Raw genomic sequence first — 16,190 nt, 5'->3', positions numbered from 1 at the left:
TGGTGAAGGCCTGCACGCGCTCGTCGTCGGCGGTGATGCCGCCCATTGCGAGGATGAGATGCGAAATCTGCAGGGAGACGTCGATATCGAGGAATTCCATTCCCTCGCCGACGCGCTCGGGTTCCTCGGGCGCGTCCGGGTAATTCGAGTGCTCGCGCAGAACCTTCCCGTAGTTCTGTCTGTCGCCCGTCGATGTCGGGAAAAACGAACTGAGCGCCTGCGTCACCCCGCTGTCCTCCCAGAAGCTGTTTTTGTACTTCGTGCGCCACGGTTCGGGCATATACTCGGCGACTTCCTTGAACGAGTCCTGATAGTGCCAGTCGCAGTCGATGACTCGCTCCTCGGATACGTCGATCATCGGTCACGCTCCGTGACTGAGCCGAGTAAACGCGGTGTATTTGGTGATGCCAACTCCTGTGAATAGATTGATACGATTTCGTGTTGGGTGTGAGGTCTCCACATATACGTTACCGTTCGTTGACGAATCCATATAGCGTTTTACCTCTCTCCCAACACGGCTTCGCACGATGCCCCAAATAGGTGCGTGACTCAGTTCTCGCTCGACAGCGGCGGGTTCAGTCCTTCGGTATATTTATTATCAGCCCGATAAGTCAACCGATACGGACCGAACGACGTATGACTAAAAACACTTCAGAGGGGGCTGACGAACTGGACGCCCCGTGGATAACACAGGACGATCTTCCTGTCACGAAATATCAGATAATAGATGAGAATGGCGAATATGACTCCGAAGACGTCCCCGATCTCGATACGAGGGAGTTCGTGGACCTCTACCGGTGGATGCTCGTCGAGAAGCGATACGCAGAGCGGATGATCAACCTCCAGCGACGGGGCGAGATGGGAACCGTCGGATCGAGTCGCGGGCACGAGGCGAGTATCGTCGGCAGCGGGTACGCGCTCAAGGACGAGGACTACCTGCTCGCGATGGGCCGTGAGACGAGCGCGATGCTGATGAAAGGCGTCTCGCTGCGCGATATTCTGCTCTTCTGGCGCGGCATCGACGACGCACAGAAATATCTCGCCCAGCGTAACTGTATGATCGGCATCTCCGTCGGCGGCTACTTGCCGGTGGTCACCGGCATCGGCTGGGGAATGAACATCACCGACACCGACGCCGTCGTTACCGCCCACTTCGGTGACGGCGCGACGAGTACCGGTGCGTTCCACGAGGCGGTTAACTTCGCCGGTGTCCTCGACGCGCCCACCATCTTCTACTGTCAGAACAACCAGTGGGCGATCTCGACGCCGTTCGAGAAACAGACGAACGCGAACTCGATCGCTCAGCGCGCAGTCGGCTACGGCGTGCACGGCATTCGCGTCGACGGCAACGACGTTCTCGCGACGTACCACGCGATGAGCGAGGCGCGAGAACTCGCTCGGCAGGGGAATCCGGTTGTCTTCGAGGGGCTCACCTATCGCCGGGAGGGGCATTCAACCAGCGACGACCCAACGCAGTACCGCGACCGCGACGAGGTCGAGCCGTGGCTGGACAGAGACCCGATCGAGCGCTACGAGACGTTCCTCAAATCCGAGGGTCTGTGGGATGAAGTCGACAAAGAGGCGATGGTCGCCGAGGTGGACGAGGAGTTCGACGCGGCGATCGAGGCGGCGAACGACTACGGCCCGCGAGACATCGACGAGATGTTCAAATACCTCTACGAGGAGATGCCGCCCGCCCTCGAAGAGCAACTGGCCGAACTCGAACGCAGTCTCCGCGAACTGGACGAGTTAGAGGAGTATATTGTGCGGCGACCAAAGGGGTGAGTATCTATGCCTGAAACTATCATCAACGCCATCAATATGGCGCTGGCTGAGGAGATGGAGCGAGACGAACGGGTCGTCGTCTTCGGCGAGGACGTCGCCGAGACCGGTGGCGTCTTCAGGGCGACTGAGGGATTGAAAGATCGGTTCGGTGGGACTCGCGTGGTCGACACCCCACTTTCGGAGATCGCCATCGCGGGCGGGGCCGTCGGGTTAGCGGTGTTCGGACTGCGTCCGGTCGCGGAGATTCAGTTCTCCGGCTTCCTCCCCCCGGCGTTCGACCAGCTCGTGACCCACGCCAGTCGGATGCGGTGGCGAACGCGCGGGGAGTGGAGCGCCCCGCTCGTGGTTCGGACGCCGTACGGGGCTGGGATTCGTGCTCTCGAACACCACTCCGAGAGTCTGGAGGGCGCGTACGCGCACATTCCCGGCCTCAAAGTGGTGATCCCGAGTACCCCATACGACACGAAGGGGCTGCTCAAAGCGTCGATTCGTGACCCCGATCCGGTCCTGTTTATGGAACCCAAACACGTCTACCGGTCGATCCGCGAGGACGTCCCCGAAGACGATTACGAGGTTCCGATCGGCGAAGCCGCGATCCGCCGGGAGGGAGAAGATGTCACCGTGATCTCGTGGGGTGCGATGATGCAGCAGACGCTCGAGGCGGTCTCGAAGGTCGACGTCGACGCCGAGGTGATCGATCTCCGGACGATCTCGCCGATGGACCGCGACACGATCGTCCAGTCGGTGAAAAAGACCGGCCGGGCGGTCGTCGTCCACGAAGCGCCTCGCTCCGGTGGCTGGGCGAGCGAGATCATCGCGACGATCAACGACGAGGTGCTGATGTACCTCGAGGCTCCGATCGAGCGCGTCACCGGGTTCGACATTCCGGTGCCGCTCCTGTCGATGGAGGATTACTACATCCCACACCCGCCGCGGATCGCCGAAGCGATCGAGCACGTCGTCGAATAATCTCCGATCGGAATTTTCCACTCTCTCAAATATCGATTTGGATCTGATCTGATCTGATCTGATCTGATCTGATCTGATCGAGTCTATATCAACGGCGGGTCCAAAACGACTACACGTCTTCGGCGAGTCGCTCGCGGAGGTCCCGGAGTGCCGCCGGGTTCTCCATCGAGGAGAGATCGCCTGGCTCATCGCGCTGTGCCACCGCTCTGACGGCGCGTCGGATGATCTTCCCCGACTGCGTCCGCGGGAGGTCATCGACAAAATAGATCTCCCGGGGACGGAACGGCTTCCCCTGTTGTCGACCGACGAGAGTCCGTAGCCTCTCCGCGAGCGCGTCTGTCGGTTCGTACTCCGAGTCGGGGATCACGAACGCGATCACGGCCGTCCCGGTCGTGTCGTCGGGAACGCCGACGACCGCCGCCTGCGTGACCGCCTCGTGCTCCGCGAGAACGCCCTCTATCTCGGCCGGGCCGACCTTCCGACCGGCCACGTTGAGGGCGTCGTCCGCACGTCCGTGGAGGAACCAGAACCCCTCTTCGTCCTGTTGCGCCCAGTCGCCGTGGTCCCAGAGATCGTCCCACGTCGACCAGTACTCCGCGAGATATCGTTCGTCACCGCTCCAGAGGCTCTTCGTCATCGAGGGGCAGGACCGACGGGCCACGAGGAATCCGCGCTCGTTTGATTCGGCGACGCTGTTCCCCTCTGCGTCGATGATATCGATGTCCATCCCGAGACCGGGGCCGCCCAGCGAACAGGGCTTCAGTGGTTGGATGGGCGTCGGCATCAGGAAGCAGCCGATGATCTCCGTGCCTCCGGAGATATTCATAATAGGGCGCTCACCGCCGCCGACTTTCTCGTAGAACCACTCCCACGACTCTCGATCCCAGGGTTCTCCGGTCGAACCGAGCAGGCGGAGACTCGAGAGGTCGTGCGACTCGACCCAGTCGTCACCGTGCCCGCGCAGCGCTCTGATCGCGGTGGGGGAGATTCCGAACTGCGTGAGGTCGTGACGGTCGATCATCTCCCAGAGGCGATCCGGTTCGGGGTGGTCCGGTGCGCCCTCGTACATAAACACCGTCCCCCCGAACGCGTGATTGCCGATGAGCGTCCACGGACCCATCATCCAGCCGATATCGCTCACCCAGAAGAAGCGATCGCCGGGCCGCTGATCGAACCCGAAGTGGATCTCCTTGGCTGGCTGGAGCAGGCCGCCAGCGTGCGTGTGCACGATCCCCTTCGGCTCCCCGGTCGTCCCCGAGGAGTACAGCAGCATTGATTCCTGGTTCGACGGCAACGACGCCGACTCGTAGCTATCGTCCGCCGTGCCGATGGCGTCGTCCCACCAGGCGTCGCGGTCGCCCTGCCACGGGATGTCTGCGCCTCCGCCTCCGTCACGCGATCCGAGTCGATCGTAGACGACGACGTGCTCGACGTGGCCCGCCGCCTCGATCGCGCTGTCGGCGGTCCCTTTGAGTTCGATCTCGCTCCCCCGTCGGTAGAACCCGTCGCCGGTGAACAGCACGGTACACTCGCTGTCGTCGATCCGCGTCGCCGTCGCGTCGACCCCGAACCCGGAGAAGATCGGGACGGCGATTGCGCCCACCTTGAAACAGCCGTAGAGGATGGCGGCGACTTCCGGGACCATCGGCATATACAGTCCGACGGTGTCGCCGACGTCGACCCCGGTCGATTCGAGGTAGTTGGCGACCCGGTTCGCCTGCGCGTGGAGGTCACCGAAGGATACCTCCCGGACGTCGCCTGGTTCACCCTCCCAGATCACCGCGCTCTCCTCGCGGTGAGTACTGTCGACGGTCGCGTGCCTGTCAAGGACGTTGTGCGCGATGTTGAGCCGTCCACCGGGATACCAGTCCGTGAACTGCGGGCCGTCGGTGTCGTCGCACACCTGGTCGTACGGCGTGAAAAATTCGATATCCAAATACTCGACGAGTTCGTCCCAGAACCATTCGAGGCCCGCCGGTCCCTCGTTTCCGCCGTCTCCGGTCGTTCGCGCGATCAGCTCTTCGTGGTCGCCGATATCATACGTCTGCATAAACTCCCAGACGTTGGTCGATTCGATCCACTTTCGACTCGGTTCGTGAACGACCGGATACGGAGCGGTTGGTCGATCTGTCATCTTTCTTAATAGGTGTCTCTGCGGATATTGTGATAATTTTTCGCATTCATTAGATCAGTCACGTACGGCCGTTCAATAACCCGTGTAGCGGATTAGTCGATTTTACCTCACCCGTACTTCTCTGCGGTTTCAACGTTGTTTGCGAGGGTTTCCAGAAACCGCGCGGCGTCGGCCCCGTCGAGAATTCGGTGATCGATACTCAGACTCAGCGTCAGGTGTTGGCGGACCTCGACAGCCCCCTCGGATTCGACGGCTCGACCGGTCATCCGTCCGAGACCGAGGATCGCGACCTCCGGCGGATTGATGATCGGGTCGAACGAGTCCACGCCGAGCGGCCCGAGATTCGACAGCGTGAACGTCCCGTTTCGGAACAGACCCATCGTGTAGTCCCCGGACTGGACCCGTTCGGTCAGTCTTCTGCGCGCGGTTGTGACTTCTATCAGCGATTTCGACGCCAGATCCGAGAGTACAGGCGTCACCAGCCCGTCATCGATCGAAACTGCGATCCCTACGTTCTGCTCGTCGTAGAGTCTGTGCGTCTCGTCTTCGTACGTCGCGTTGAACGACGGATGCGATGCTAACGTCTCCGATAGCGCGCACAGTATCACGTCTGTCACCGACGGAGTGCTCCCGGTTTCGTCCGCTGCTGCCGCGTCCGTTGCGGCACGTAGTGGTTCGGCGTCTACGGTCCTGTTCACGGTCACGTGGACCGCTTCCCGGTAGCTCTCTCCGAGACGACGCGCGATCGTCTTTCGCATCGGCGTCAAGGTCCGCTCCTCCAGAACGGTTCTCTCCGCTGCGGATTCTTCACTCATCTCTATGATATTCAGTCCTCGCTCGGAGTCGGCGTGACCCACGCGAGCGTCTCTCCGCGCTCGAACTCGTCGTCCTCTCCGCAGCGGATCTCGGTTAGCGTCCCGCTGGCGGGGGCGTACACGTCCAGACTGACTTTCTCGATCTGTACCTCACAGAGGCTCTCAGATTCGGTGATTGTCGCTCCCTCGCTTACGAACCAATTGACGACGACGCCCTCGTCACTCTCGACGTCGTCTGGCCACTCGTCCAGTTGTACCGCCACGCGTTCGTTGTGTTCGGTCATATCCTCACTGTGTCCGCGTGGCAGCGTTTACGATGTCTTCTGTGCCGGGGATAACCTCCTTCTCCAGCGGCCGCGAGTACGGGATCGGCACGTCTGGCACGGCGACGCGCTCGACGCGTTCGAGCGCGTCGAGCGCCTCCTCGGCGACACGTGCGGTAACTTCTCCGGTCACGCCGTAAGAGCGGTAATCCTCGTCGACGACGACGAGGTTCCCCGTTTTTTCGACAGATTCGACGATCGTCTCGGTGTCGAGTGGCACGAGCGACCTGAGATCGATTACCTCGGCGCTGATCCCGTCGGAAGCGAGCGTTTCGGCGGCTTCCAGTGCTCGATGGACGTGCAGGCCGAGCGTGACGATCGTCACGTCCTCGCCGTCGCGTTTCACGTCGGCCCGTCCGAACGGAATCGTATAGTCAGTCTCCGGAACAGGCGTTTTCGGTCCGTCCGGAGCGGGCATCCAGCCGATTCCCATCAACCGTTTGTGGAACATGTACAACACGGGATCGTCGTCACGAATCGCGTTGTGCATCAGTCCCTTCGCCTCGTACGCTGTCGAGGGGACGACTATCTTCAACCCTGGGATGTGTGCGAACGTCCCGTACAGCGTCTGCGAGTGCTGGGCGGCGTCGTTGTACGTTCCGCCGACGGCTGCAGTGAGAACCATCGGAACGGAGACGTTACCCCCGCTCATGTAGGTGTTCTTCGCCATCTGGTTGTAGATCTGATCCATCGCGACGCCGAAGAAATCGACAAACATCAGCTCAGCGATCGGACGCATTCCCGCCTGTGCGGCCCCGACTGCCGCACCGATGTACGCTGTTTCGCTGATGGGTACGTCCATGATGCGGTCGTAGCCGAACTCTTCGCGGAGGCCCTGCGTCGAATCGAAGATCCCGCCGTAGTCGGCGACGTCCTCACCCATATAGAACACGTCGTCGTTTTCGCGCATCTCGTGGGCGATGGCCGACACCATCGCTCTGCTCATCGTCAGTTCGCGAGTCGATTCCGCTCCGGACATCACTCTTCACCCCCGACGGCCTCGAAGTCTGGTTCGCTGTCCGTGACGCCGCTCGCCGGACTGACGAACAGATCTTCGTGGGCGGCTCCCGGTTCCGGGAGCGGCTGATCTTTCGCCCACTCGATTGCTTCATCGACGCGGCTATGGGCGTCGTCGCGTATCTCGTCGATCCGATCGTCTTCGACGCCCGCCTCGCGGAGGTCCGACTCCAGTCGGACGATGGAATCTCGCTCGGCGGCCGCCTCCTGATCCGCTTCGGGACGGTACGTTTCGGGATCTCCCATAAAATGTCCCATCCGCCGGTGAACCTGTACTTCGATGACTGTCGGCCCATTTCGATCGCGAGCGCGTCCGATTGCTTCTCCGGCGGCGTCGTACACGTCGAGTACGTCGTCGCTGTCGACCCGCACCCCTGGCATCTCGAACCCGTCCGCTCGTTTCGCTCCGTTCTCGACGTCCGTCACGCGCTCTTTCGGCATACTGATCGCCCAGTCGTTGTCTTCGATGACGAAGACGACAGGCAGATCGAAAACTGACGCGAAGTTCAGCGATTCCAGAAACGCGCCCTGGTCGATCGCACCCTCCCCGAGGTAGGAGACGGCTACGCTGTCCGTATTCCGCTTCTGCGCGGCGAGTGCACCACCGACCGCCGGTGGGCATCCCTCCGCGATGATGCCACTACACGCGAAATTCACATCCGGATCGAAGAGGTGCATATGACCGCCTTTTCCCTTTCCGAGGCCCGTTTCGCGCCCGAAAATTTCGGCGGTCATACGCTTGAGATCGACGCCTTTCGCGATTGCGATATGATGCGGTCGATGCGTCGCGGTCACGATGTCGTCGTCGCGAAGGTGGTCGCAGACGCCCGCACCGGCGGCCTCGTGACCAGCAGCGAGATGTAGTTCACCGGGAATCGGCCCCGCCGAAATGTCGAACGCGGGCTGCTTTCCCTCCAGATACTCCTCCTGCAGCCGCTCTTCGTAGTACCGTGCCGTCACCATATTCTCGTACAACCGCGTGAGAGTATTTTCGCTGGCGTGTGGCATCGTTGCAGACAACATACTGACACGGAATGTAGTTATGTACCAGATACGCGTCTCATACCACCGTACGACGGTGCTACCGTACAGTAGGTGCATTCTACTACCCGCTTTGGTCCGACTGAGAGTTCGTCGACGACGGAGGGAATTTGGTATAGCGAAATACAATATACTATCACAGTACACAATCTGCCAGTGTACGTATGTTGTGTAGTTGTCTGCCCGGGACAACCACACACCACAAATACTAAGTAAACATACACTAATGCGCTATCACCCGAAATCACTGCCCTTCGAATTCGCCCCACACAACGCGACCTCCGTTCACCCCTATGACGCACTCATACGCACAATTCGAAGATTTGACCGATTTTGCGCGGTTTTACCGTGACGAAATTGTCCCGAGGCTCCGTGAGGACCCGTCTCAGAATATCGATCCGTCGATCGAAACCCCCACATACGCGTGGCTCAAGTCGAATTACTCGGGATTTGTCGAACGACTGCGGCGAGATCACGATCTGTCGCCCAGCCAATTTTACGAGGTCGCCGACCTCTCACTCGCGGATACCGATGGCGAAGGAGAATGGGGAATCTCCCACGAGCCGACGATTCGTGCCCTCGAAGACTACCTGGAAGAACTCGAACGCGATCGCGGACGCGCTGCGACCACGATCAACCCCCGCAAATCACGGTTGAAGACGTACGCAACCACCTATCGCGACGTCAACGAAACGAGTGATTTGCTGTCTCCACTTCTCGACGAGACGACGCGACCGGACGAGATCGCGCGCGTTCGCGACACCTTTCGCGTTCTCGACGACGAACTCGGCACACTCGCCTCGAAAAAGAAGTACGTCTCGGCGGTGCGAAACTGGTACACCTTCGTCGTGGAGATGGGACGAGGGATTTACAACCCCGCGGAGAACCTGCTGAATCGGTTCGGCTGGGACGAGGATCCGAAGTACGACCATCCGGCACTGTCTCAGTCCGATCTCGAAGGTCTACTCGACGTAGCCGACGCCGACGAACGGTTTCTGCTGCTCGCACTCGCCGGATGGGGGCTCCGACCGGTGGAGGCCTGTGAGCTCCACGTCGACCAGCTCACGTTAGCGCCCGACCCTGACGACGGTACGGTTCCGTACGTCGAATTCGCGGCTGGCGAGCGGAAGAACGCCCGACGAACGCGTAACACGGTGGAAATCTTGGTCGGTGTCGACGCCACTCGACGGCGCATCGGTGACCTCACCGAACGGGAGGGGTGGACCGGCTATCTCCTCCCGGGCCAGACCGTCGATCGCCCGATGTCGACGGCCACTGCCCGTCGGTGGCTTCGTGATCTCGGTCGACGGGCGAACATCCAGATCGACGGCTCCCACCCGTTACCGAAGATGGGACGACGAACGTGGTACCGGCTATACCGGCGACAGCGACCCTCGATAGAAGCGGGGACCGCTGCTGTCGCGGCAGCACAGGGAAGTAGCGACGCCGCGGTTTCCGAACGAAACTATCTCGACGAACGGACCCGGCGAGAGGCCCGCGCGGAGGCGATGCGCGATCTCGTACGTCAGGAACTCGCCTCCGTCTTCGAGCCCCGTCTCTGACCGAACCGTCACCGAGTTCGCGATTTTCGGTTCGGATTCGCCGGAGAAGTCATACGTCTCCCGGTTGTAGGCCCTCGAAAGAATGCCCGGTGAACGTGATACCGTTCGACTCCCGCTCGAATCGCTGCGGAAACAGGTTGCGGAAGCGACAGGCAACGCGGCATCGTTTCTCGAAATCTCCGAGGTCGCTATCGACGAAAACGCCCTGGAAGTGACGTTTACCGTCCCGGATGTGGATATTCCGGTCGTTGACGTGGTCGTTGAGGGCCCGGACGGCCGAACAGATACCACTGCTGCCCGACTCGATAAACCCTCGGGACTCAAAGTCTACGGCGAACTCCTCCGCGTCGAGTACGCCGGTCGCGATTCCGAAACGAACGAGATTCTCGTTTCCGTCTCCCAACGTCGGGACGAAGACTGGCGGACGATTCTGGGGTGCGGACAGATGTGGGCCGTGGAAACGGTCCAGAACGGTGATTCCGTCTCCGTGCGATGTCACGTGGGGACTCCGGAGGCGGAGATCAACGATGAATCGGATTCGTCTGCCCACCCTGAAGGCCGAGATTCGGACGCAGCACCCGCCGATGCGGAGGCGTCCTCCGCAGAGTTTGATGGACTCTTGGATCGGTGACCGCTCGTTTGCTTGGAGTGGCTTCACGTCGGCCGATTTTCGGTAGTCGATTTTGTACGGTATGGTGCGCCTACTGCCATAAATAAACTACATATCGCGATATGGATCTAATTCAGAGACGGTGCAAAGACGGAGGACGGATATTGACAGACCGGCCTTGTTGGACCCCTATATGTAATATTCGAGAGACCGCTTTTATGTTATGAGGTAGATCCGAGCATAAACACTCGGGTTTCTAGCCCAGATACGACGATGCACGGGCACACTGTTCCGTTTCGATCATACATACAGGAGTAGCCGGTCAGCAGAGTCATCACCGTGAGGGCCGAAATCAACGTATGGGATCCGAGATGTACCAGCAATGGGAATACAAGACACTCGAACCGCCGAAGGGGTTGACTATGCGAGAGACGATTGATCCGACGGACGAGCTCAATCGCCTTGGTGCAGAGGGATGGGAACTCGCGGGGACGATCAGCTACGACCGTGGCGGCACGAAACTACTGCTGTTCAAACGGCCAGTTTCGTATGAGTGACCTCTCGACGGACACCACGCTACGCGAGCGGACAGACGCCAACAAGTACTTGTTCTGGTTGCTACTCGGTGCGAACCGGTGGGTCGTCGCTGGCGGTCTTGCCTTCCTAATCTTCCTCGTGTTTATGTTCTGGGGCGTAATGAAGCCCGTATCGTTGCACTCGACGATGCAGTCGAGCGATATGGTCGAGACGGTGTTCGCCGGTCTCGTCGGCGCGATCATCACTGGAACGACGCTCGTCGTCACGATCAATCAGCTCGTCCTTTCCCAGGAAATCGGTTCACTCGGGAGTCAACGCAATCGGATGGACGTGACGATGGATTTCCGCCAGAACACCGACAGCCTTCTCGGGATGACGACGCCCACCGATCCAGTGGCCTACATCGATGCGCTTCTCGAAACGACCGAACAGCGGGCAAAGACACTGCGAGACACACTCTCTCGGACCGAAAACCGGGAGGCCTCCAAGAAGGTGGACGAGTACGTCAGCGACTTGTTGGAGAACGCCGACCACGCACGCAACCACCTCGAAGGCACGGATTTCGGCACCTTCGACGTCGTATCGCCCGCACTCGACTACAACTACGATCGGAAGATTCACGACGCCCGCTGGCTCGGGATGGAGTACGAAGACTCTCTCACTGAGGAGGAACGGAGCGCGTTCAGAAATTTGCTCGAAGCGCTTACGATGTACGGGGTGGTCCGCGAGTACGTCAAAGACCTCTACATCCAGTGGGCGCTGGTGAAACTCTCACGAGCCATCCTGTACGCCGCAGTCGTCGCACTCACCGTCGCTGGGGGGATGGTCGTCTTCGCCGATCCGACGACGTTCACCGGCACGTTCCTCGGCATCGAGAGCATTCTCTGGGTTGTTAGCGCCGCGTTTGCCATCTCGGCGCTGCCATTTCTCTTGTTCACATCCTATATCCTACGGCTCGCAACGCTCGCCAAACAGACTCTCTCGATGGGGCCGCTCATTCTGAGCTAACCGACTACCGGATTCAAACGCGTGCTACGCCGCTCGCCCACAGAGCCCGTGAAAGAGTGTTTCCAGAGCTCCTATGGAGGCGTTCGGTCCCTGTGAGTCCATCACCGTGCCAGCAGCATCATCTCGCGATCTCCGGTTCGGTCGGTCGCCACCGCCCGCAGTCGTCCCTTCGCAGTTGTGGGCCCAGCACGCACTGGTTATGGGACCGGAAGCCGTAGTCACTCGTATGACTGAGTCGAACTCAGACGATATCGACCCGACAGAACGTGACCAGCGGGAGATCGGGCGGAAAATGGTCGAGCAGAGCACGGGTCTGGGATCGGTGATGGCACACGCCTACCGCGGCGAATTGGACCAGGCGACGACGTGGCGGCAGCGTCTCGATCAGGCGACTACCTGGGCGGTAACTGTCATCGCAGCGATTCTGACGTGGGCGTTTTCCAGCGGGGACAACCCGCATTATATTCTGCTGGTGGGCGTCGTGGTCGTCACTATCTTCCTCGGGATCGAAGCGCGTCGATACCGGGATTACGACGTCTACCGGTCTCGCATTCGAATGCTCCAGCAGAACCTCTTCGCGAACGCGCTCGACCCATCAAGGGGCGTCGAACACCCGGACTGGCGAGTGGAGCTCAGTAACGACTATCGGATGCCGACGCTGAAAGTCACCTTCGGGGAGGCACTCGCCAACCGCCTTCGACGCATCTATCTCGCCTTGCTAGGGGTATTGCTCGCCGCCTGGCTCTTCCGTATCTCGGCGTTCACCCCGCGACAGGACTGGCTCACGAGCGCCGCGATCGCCGCCGTCCCCGGTGTGGTCGTTGTCGGAGTCGTCACTACGTTCTTCGTTGCGGTTCTCGGAATCGCACTCTGGCCCCGTGAACGGCATGCGAAAGGGGAGTTTCGCGAGGGCGATCCAGAGGCGTGGAAAGAGGATGAGAACGACAGTGGCTGACAATAGAAATCCAGCGCCTGACGATCAGACCACTCCCACCACAACACACTCAGACGGGACCGGCGGGGTGTCCCAACTCCGACGATCGGAACGACAGACCACGTCGTCGATATTCGCCAGTCCGCAGATGAACGGAATCTCACAGTCCGACAAACGGTGCGCGAAGAACACGCGGTGCTCGTGTCGGACGCCGCCGCGAACGACGTGATCGGCTGAAGTCACGGGTGGTGTGGTGTCTCCAGTACGACCACCAGTCTCAACGACACTGACCGTCTCACTACCGCTCGAATTTGAGCTCTTGTTCCGGTTCCTCGGCGACGACCCACCAGTGGACGTCCGATTTTGGATGTCGGCGCTCGACGTGCTCCCGGAGGTTCGCACCCGTCTCGAATTCTTTGCCACAGAGGTTACACCGGTGATGACGCTTCGACATCGAATTCCGATACGACGTCCGCAATAATGGCTCCTTGGGTCGTTATGCCCGACATCATCGCCTCGACCCGCCGCTGAGTGGTTTTCACCGTCGTTCTGGTAGTTGTTACGCCTCAGTCTGCTCGGTTTACGACGCGGATTTATGATCGTAGCAGTCCAACGGGGAGTATGGCGGTAGATGTCGATACACCGAACCCTCCTGATCTGACGAACCGCCAGATTCCCGCGGGGCTCGCGGAGGAGACGCTCGACAGCCCGAGCGATCTGCGTCGCGAGGAAATCGCGGGGCTGCTTCACGACGGCGCGTGGCAGGAGGGATGCGACGAGTGGGCGGAGTACACCGACCTGACTGCCGCAGAGATCGAGGTACTCGACGACAACGCAGTCTTCGAGCGCTTCGATTTCTACTGGGATCCGATCGAGGACGCTCTCCGATACGAGGTACCCAGTACCTCGGAGGGGTGGGAGAAGGACGTGTCCGTTGACGTCGATGTTACTGAGCTTGAGGATCTCGGTCAGACGGTGATCGAACTACTCGCGGACGCGTACATCGAGTGGGACGAATCGGGATCCCCGGCCGATGACTGGCGAGGAGATCCCGACGAGGACGCACCGAATGATCAGTAACCGACGGATCGGCGTCCCACACGACTGATCCGGGCGGTTCATCTGATGTGTACGGACCAATCGGAAACCGCTTGAATCCGGACAGTACGGCGGTCGACTCCCGATATGATCGAGGTGGTAGGTCACCGTTGTGGATGCCGGGGAGGGATTTATCATACTGTGTCACGTTCACACAGGTGATGGGACAGACGATCGAACTCAGTGACGAGCTCATCGAACGGATCGAGGGACATCTCGAAGACGACGAGACGATCGCCGAATTCGTCGAAGAGTTGGTGTCCATCTACGAACAAGAGGGCAGGTTTCTCCAGGAGGGGCCGTGATTGGTGTGTCGACCGTCGAATTCTCGTGAGGGCGCCGCCGACGGTGCATATCACTCCTGGCAGAGTCAGAAACCACCGACTTACTATCACCTGGTCACCCCTCGAGTAGGTATGGCTCAGCCGTCGAATCGACTGTCCCGTCGCGGGTTCATCCGCGCAGGGGCCGTTGGTACCGCAGCGAGCGCCACGCCCGCAACGGTAGCGGCGCAAGAGGGTGAGCGTCACACCGTCGAGATGACTGACGAGTTGGTCTTCGATCCCGACGAGATAACGATCGCGCCCGGCGACACCGTCGTCTGGGAGAACGTCGGGGGGATCGGTCACTCCGTTACTGCCTACGAAGACGAAATCCCCGCGGACGCGGCGTACTTCGCGTCCGGGGGGTTCGACTCGGAGTCGGCCGCTCGAAGCGCGTACTCGCCGGGTGACGTCGAGAGTGGTGACATCCTCGAGGACGGCACCTACGAGCACACGTTCGAGATCGAAGGCACCTACGAGTATTTCTGCATCCCACACGAAACGGTCGGGATGCTCGGCAGCGTCGAGGTCGCCCCCGGTGGTGGGTCCGACGACGGCGGTGGGGTGTCCGTCCCGACGGTCCCTGACACGGCGAAGACACTCCTCATCGCGACGACCGGGGCGTTGGTCGCCGTCGTTGCTCTGGCGTATTTCTTTTTGAAATACGGGGGCGATTACGAGATTAGTGACGACGAGCGGAATTGATCCGTTGAGAGTAAGCGTACTTGAGTGGGTACTGGTGAGCTGACCTGGTTCGTAGACGGCGAGCAAACGCTAGCGATCACTCGCCCCCTTCAGTCTCTCCCAGATACGCCTTCGCTCGTTCGTCGGACACCTGCTCGAAGGATTCGTAGAACTGTCCGACCGCACTGAAGTACCGCGGCGTTTCCACGCAGAAAACCTCGTCGGCCTCCGATCGCAACCGCTCGACCGTGTGTCGGGGACCGACCGGGACCGCCAACACGACCCTCTCGGCACCCGCAGCGACAACTTGTCGAATGCACGCAATCGTCGTCGCACCGGTCGCAACGCCGTCGTCGACGATGAGGACGCGCTTGCCGTCGAGTTCCATCGGCGGCCGGTCTCCCCGGTAGCGCTGCACTTTCGACAGGGCGGCCTCCCGCTCCCGTTCGATTGCATCTTTCAGGTACTGACTATCGACGTCGAGATCGTCGATCAGCTCGTCGTTCAGCCAGCGGGTCCCGTCGCTCGCGACGGCACCGATCGCGAGTTCGGGATTCCGCGGCGACCCGATTTTCCTGGCTGCGACGATATCGAGCGGCAGACCGAGGCGGTCCGCGACGACGCGGCCGACCGGCAGTCCGCCCCGCGGTACGGCGAGGACGACGTCCCCCTCGACACCCCGCTCTGCTAGCAGCTGAGCGAGCCGTCTTCCGGCATCAGTCCGGTTCTTGTACATTGATGTGCGGTTCCTGTGCCCGGTGTGAAACCGGTCTATCTACTCCACCCCGTCACGATCCGAGGCTTATTCGGAGTCGATTTCGATGGTCCGCGCCTCCTCGACTTCCATTTTGGGAAGGGTCACTGTCAATACGCCGTTCTTCATTCGGGCCGTGACGCTGTCCTTTTCGACTTCGTCGGGCAATCGGATCGAGCGGTGCATCGACCGCTGTCGGCGCTCCTGGCGGAGGTAATCTTCCTCCTCAGCTTCGGATTCCATCTCGCGCTCGGCCTCGATCCGAAGCGTGTGATCGGTGACGTTAACTTCGACGTCTTCCCGCTCGAATCCGGGGAGATCGACGGTCACGACGAACTCCTCGTCGTGCTCGACGATGTCGACGGCCATCGATTCGGGTGCCGTCGCCCACCGACTAAACGGCCCGTCAGATTCCCAGATACCCGCTGTGTCGTCGAACTGCCTACTCATCCGCTCGAACAGTCGCTCTAGCTCCTCGAATGGGTTACTGCGTGCGCTCATAGTTGGGGTTCCCCGTCGTACCTACGACGACCATCCGCAAATATTTGCGGGTCGATTAGGGCTTGACCCCGCTCCGATTCATTCGCGTCTGTGAC

At 60.5% G+C, this 16,190-nt stretch carries 18 protein-coding genes and 1 pseudogene; 10 read left to right on the top strand and 9 right to left on the bottom strand.

All coding sequences use genetic code 11. From position 1 onward, the window contains the following. Nucleotides 1–358 (bottom strand): annotated as a pseudogene (locus FJT57_RS12210) (amidohydrolase family protein); the annotation flags it as partial. A gap of 278 nt (nucleotides 359–636) precedes the next feature. On the opposite strand from FJT57_RS12210, the gene FJT57_RS12205 reads away from it, so the two are divergent. Both FJT57_RS12205 and FJT57_RS12200 read left to right on the top strand, forming a co-directional pair. After that, nucleotides 637–1,785 (top strand): thiamine pyrophosphate-dependent enzyme, encoded by a 1,149-nt coding sequence (locus tag FJT57_RS12205; protein WP_144905614.1) that lies wholly within the window; start codon nucleotides 637–639, stop codon nucleotides 1,783–1,785. Nucleotides 1,786–1,791: 6 nt separating this feature from the next. Further along, nucleotides 1,792–2,754, top strand: coding sequence for an alpha-ketoacid dehydrogenase subunit beta (locus FJT57_RS12200; protein WP_144905612.1), 963 nt, complete (start codon nucleotides 1,792–1,794; stop codon nucleotides 2,752–2,754). Nucleotides 2,755–2,863: 109 nt separating this feature from the next. Here FJT57_RS12200 and FJT57_RS12195 read toward each other — a convergent pair whose 3' ends face one another. The 5 genes from FJT57_RS12195 to FJT57_RS12175 all read right to left on the bottom strand — a co-directional run bounded on the left by FJT57_RS12195 (nucleotide 2,864) and on the right by FJT57_RS12175 (nucleotide 8,018). Then, entirely contained in the window at nucleotides 2,864–4,888 is a 2,025-nt protein-coding gene (locus FJT57_RS12195; protein ID WP_144905610.1) for an AMP-binding protein, read from the bottom strand. Nucleotides 4,889–4,995: 107 nt separating this feature from the next. Continuing rightward, nucleotides 4,996–5,703 (bottom strand): 2-oxo acid dehydrogenase subunit E2, encoded by a 708-nt coding sequence (locus FJT57_RS12190; protein WP_144905608.1) that lies wholly within the window; start codon nucleotides 5,701–5,703, stop codon nucleotides 4,996–4,998. 11 nt (nucleotides 5,704–5,714) lie between these two features. Then, on the bottom strand, nucleotides 5,715–5,987 hold the full coding sequence (locus FJT57_RS12185; RefSeq protein WP_144905606.1) for a lipoyl domain-containing protein: 273 nt from the start codon (nucleotides 5,985–5,987) through the stop codon (nucleotides 5,715–5,717). Between the two features lie 4 nt (nucleotides 5,988–5,991). Continuing rightward, entirely contained in the window at nucleotides 5,992–7,005 is a 1,014-nt protein-coding gene (locus tag FJT57_RS12180) for an alpha-ketoacid dehydrogenase subunit beta (RefSeq protein WP_144905604.1), read from the bottom strand. Next, nucleotides 7,005–8,018 (bottom strand): thiamine pyrophosphate-dependent enzyme, encoded by a 1,014-nt coding sequence (locus FJT57_RS12175; protein ID WP_144905821.1) that lies wholly within the window; start codon nucleotides 8,016–8,018, stop codon nucleotides 7,005–7,007. The genes FJT57_RS12180 and FJT57_RS12175 overlap by 1 nt, the downstream gene beginning before the upstream one ends. Nucleotides 8,019–8,407: 389 nt before the next feature. On the opposite strand from FJT57_RS12175, the gene FJT57_RS12170 reads away from it, so the two are divergent. From FJT57_RS12170 to FJT57_RS12150, 5 genes are all read left to right on the top strand, one after another. Then, nucleotides 8,408–9,646 (top strand): integrase, encoded by a 1,239-nt coding sequence (locus tag FJT57_RS12170; protein WP_162524342.1) that lies wholly within the window; start codon nucleotides 8,408–8,410, stop codon nucleotides 9,644–9,646. An 82-nt stretch (nucleotides 9,647–9,728) separates the two neighbouring features. Then, nucleotides 9,729–10,277, top strand: a complete 549-nt coding sequence (locus FJT57_RS12165; RefSeq protein WP_203229166.1) for a hypothetical protein — start codon at nucleotides 9,729–9,731, stop codon at nucleotides 10,275–10,277. 338 nt (nucleotides 10,278–10,615) lie between these two features. Further along, a complete protein-coding gene (locus FJT57_RS12160) occupies nucleotides 10,616–10,813 on the top strand; it encodes a DUF4177 domain-containing protein (protein ID WP_203229165.1) in 198 nt (65 codons plus the stop codon). After that, on the top strand, nucleotides 10,806–11,801 hold the full coding sequence (locus FJT57_RS12155) for a hypothetical protein (protein WP_144905601.1): 996 nt from the start codon (nucleotides 10,806–10,808) through the stop codon (nucleotides 11,799–11,801). Before FJT57_RS12160 ends, FJT57_RS12155 begins: the two co-directional genes overlap by 8 nt. 226 nt (nucleotides 11,802–12,027) lie before the next feature. Continuing rightward, on the top strand, nucleotides 12,028–12,756 hold the full coding sequence (locus tag FJT57_RS12150) for a DUF2270 domain-containing protein (protein ID WP_144905599.1): 729 nt from the start codon (nucleotides 12,028–12,030) through the stop codon (nucleotides 12,754–12,756). Between the two features lie 277 nt (nucleotides 12,757–13,033). On the opposite strand, the gene FJT57_RS12145 is transcribed toward FJT57_RS12150, so the two are convergent. Further along, entirely contained in the window at nucleotides 13,034–13,189 is a 156-nt protein-coding gene (locus FJT57_RS12145; protein WP_144905597.1) for a C2H2-type zinc finger protein, read from the bottom strand. Nucleotides 13,190–13,356: 167 nt separating this feature from the next. Between FJT57_RS12145 and FJT57_RS12140 the strand changes: the two genes are divergently transcribed. The 3 genes from FJT57_RS12140 (at nucleotide 13,357) to FJT57_RS12135 (ending at nucleotide 14,861) form a co-directional block, all read left to right on the top strand. Beyond that, the gene (locus tag FJT57_RS12140) at nucleotides 13,357–13,815 is read left to right on the top strand and encodes a hypothetical protein (RefSeq protein WP_144905595.1); all 459 of its coding nucleotides are present in this window, start codon (nucleotides 13,357–13,359) and stop codon (nucleotides 13,813–13,815) included. A 179-nt stretch (nucleotides 13,816–13,994) separates the two neighbouring features. After that, nucleotides 13,995–14,138: a DUF7557 family protein gene (locus FJT57_RS16700; protein WP_203229164.1), complete on the top strand. Its 144-nt coding sequence runs from the start codon at nucleotides 13,995–13,997 to the stop codon at nucleotides 14,136–14,138. A 111-nt stretch (nucleotides 14,139–14,249) separates the two neighbouring features. After that, a complete protein-coding gene (locus FJT57_RS12135) occupies nucleotides 14,250–14,861 on the top strand; it encodes a plastocyanin/azurin family copper-binding protein (protein WP_144905593.1) in 612 nt (203 codons plus the stop codon). Nucleotides 14,862–14,937: 76 nt separating this feature from the next. Here FJT57_RS12135 and FJT57_RS12130 read toward each other — a convergent pair whose 3' ends face one another. Further along, nucleotides 14,938–15,576 (bottom strand): phosphoribosyltransferase, encoded by a 639-nt coding sequence (locus tag FJT57_RS12130; protein WP_144905591.1) that lies wholly within the window; start codon nucleotides 15,574–15,576, stop codon nucleotides 14,938–14,940. A 66-nt stretch (nucleotides 15,577–15,642) separates the two neighbouring features. After that, entirely contained in the window at nucleotides 15,643–16,095 is a 453-nt protein-coding gene (hsp14, locus tag FJT57_RS12125; protein WP_144905589.1) for an archaeal heat shock protein Hsp14, read from the bottom strand. Between the last annotated feature and the right edge of the window lie 95 nt (nucleotides 16,096–16,190).

It is taken from the genome of Halobellus captivus (genome assembly GCF_007655485.1).
In the GTDB taxonomy this organism is placed as follows: domain Archaea; phylum Halobacteriota; class Halobacteria; order Halobacteriales; family Haloferacaceae; genus Haloquadratum; species Haloquadratum captivum.
This window is presented reverse-complemented; position numbering and strand designations above follow the sequence as displayed.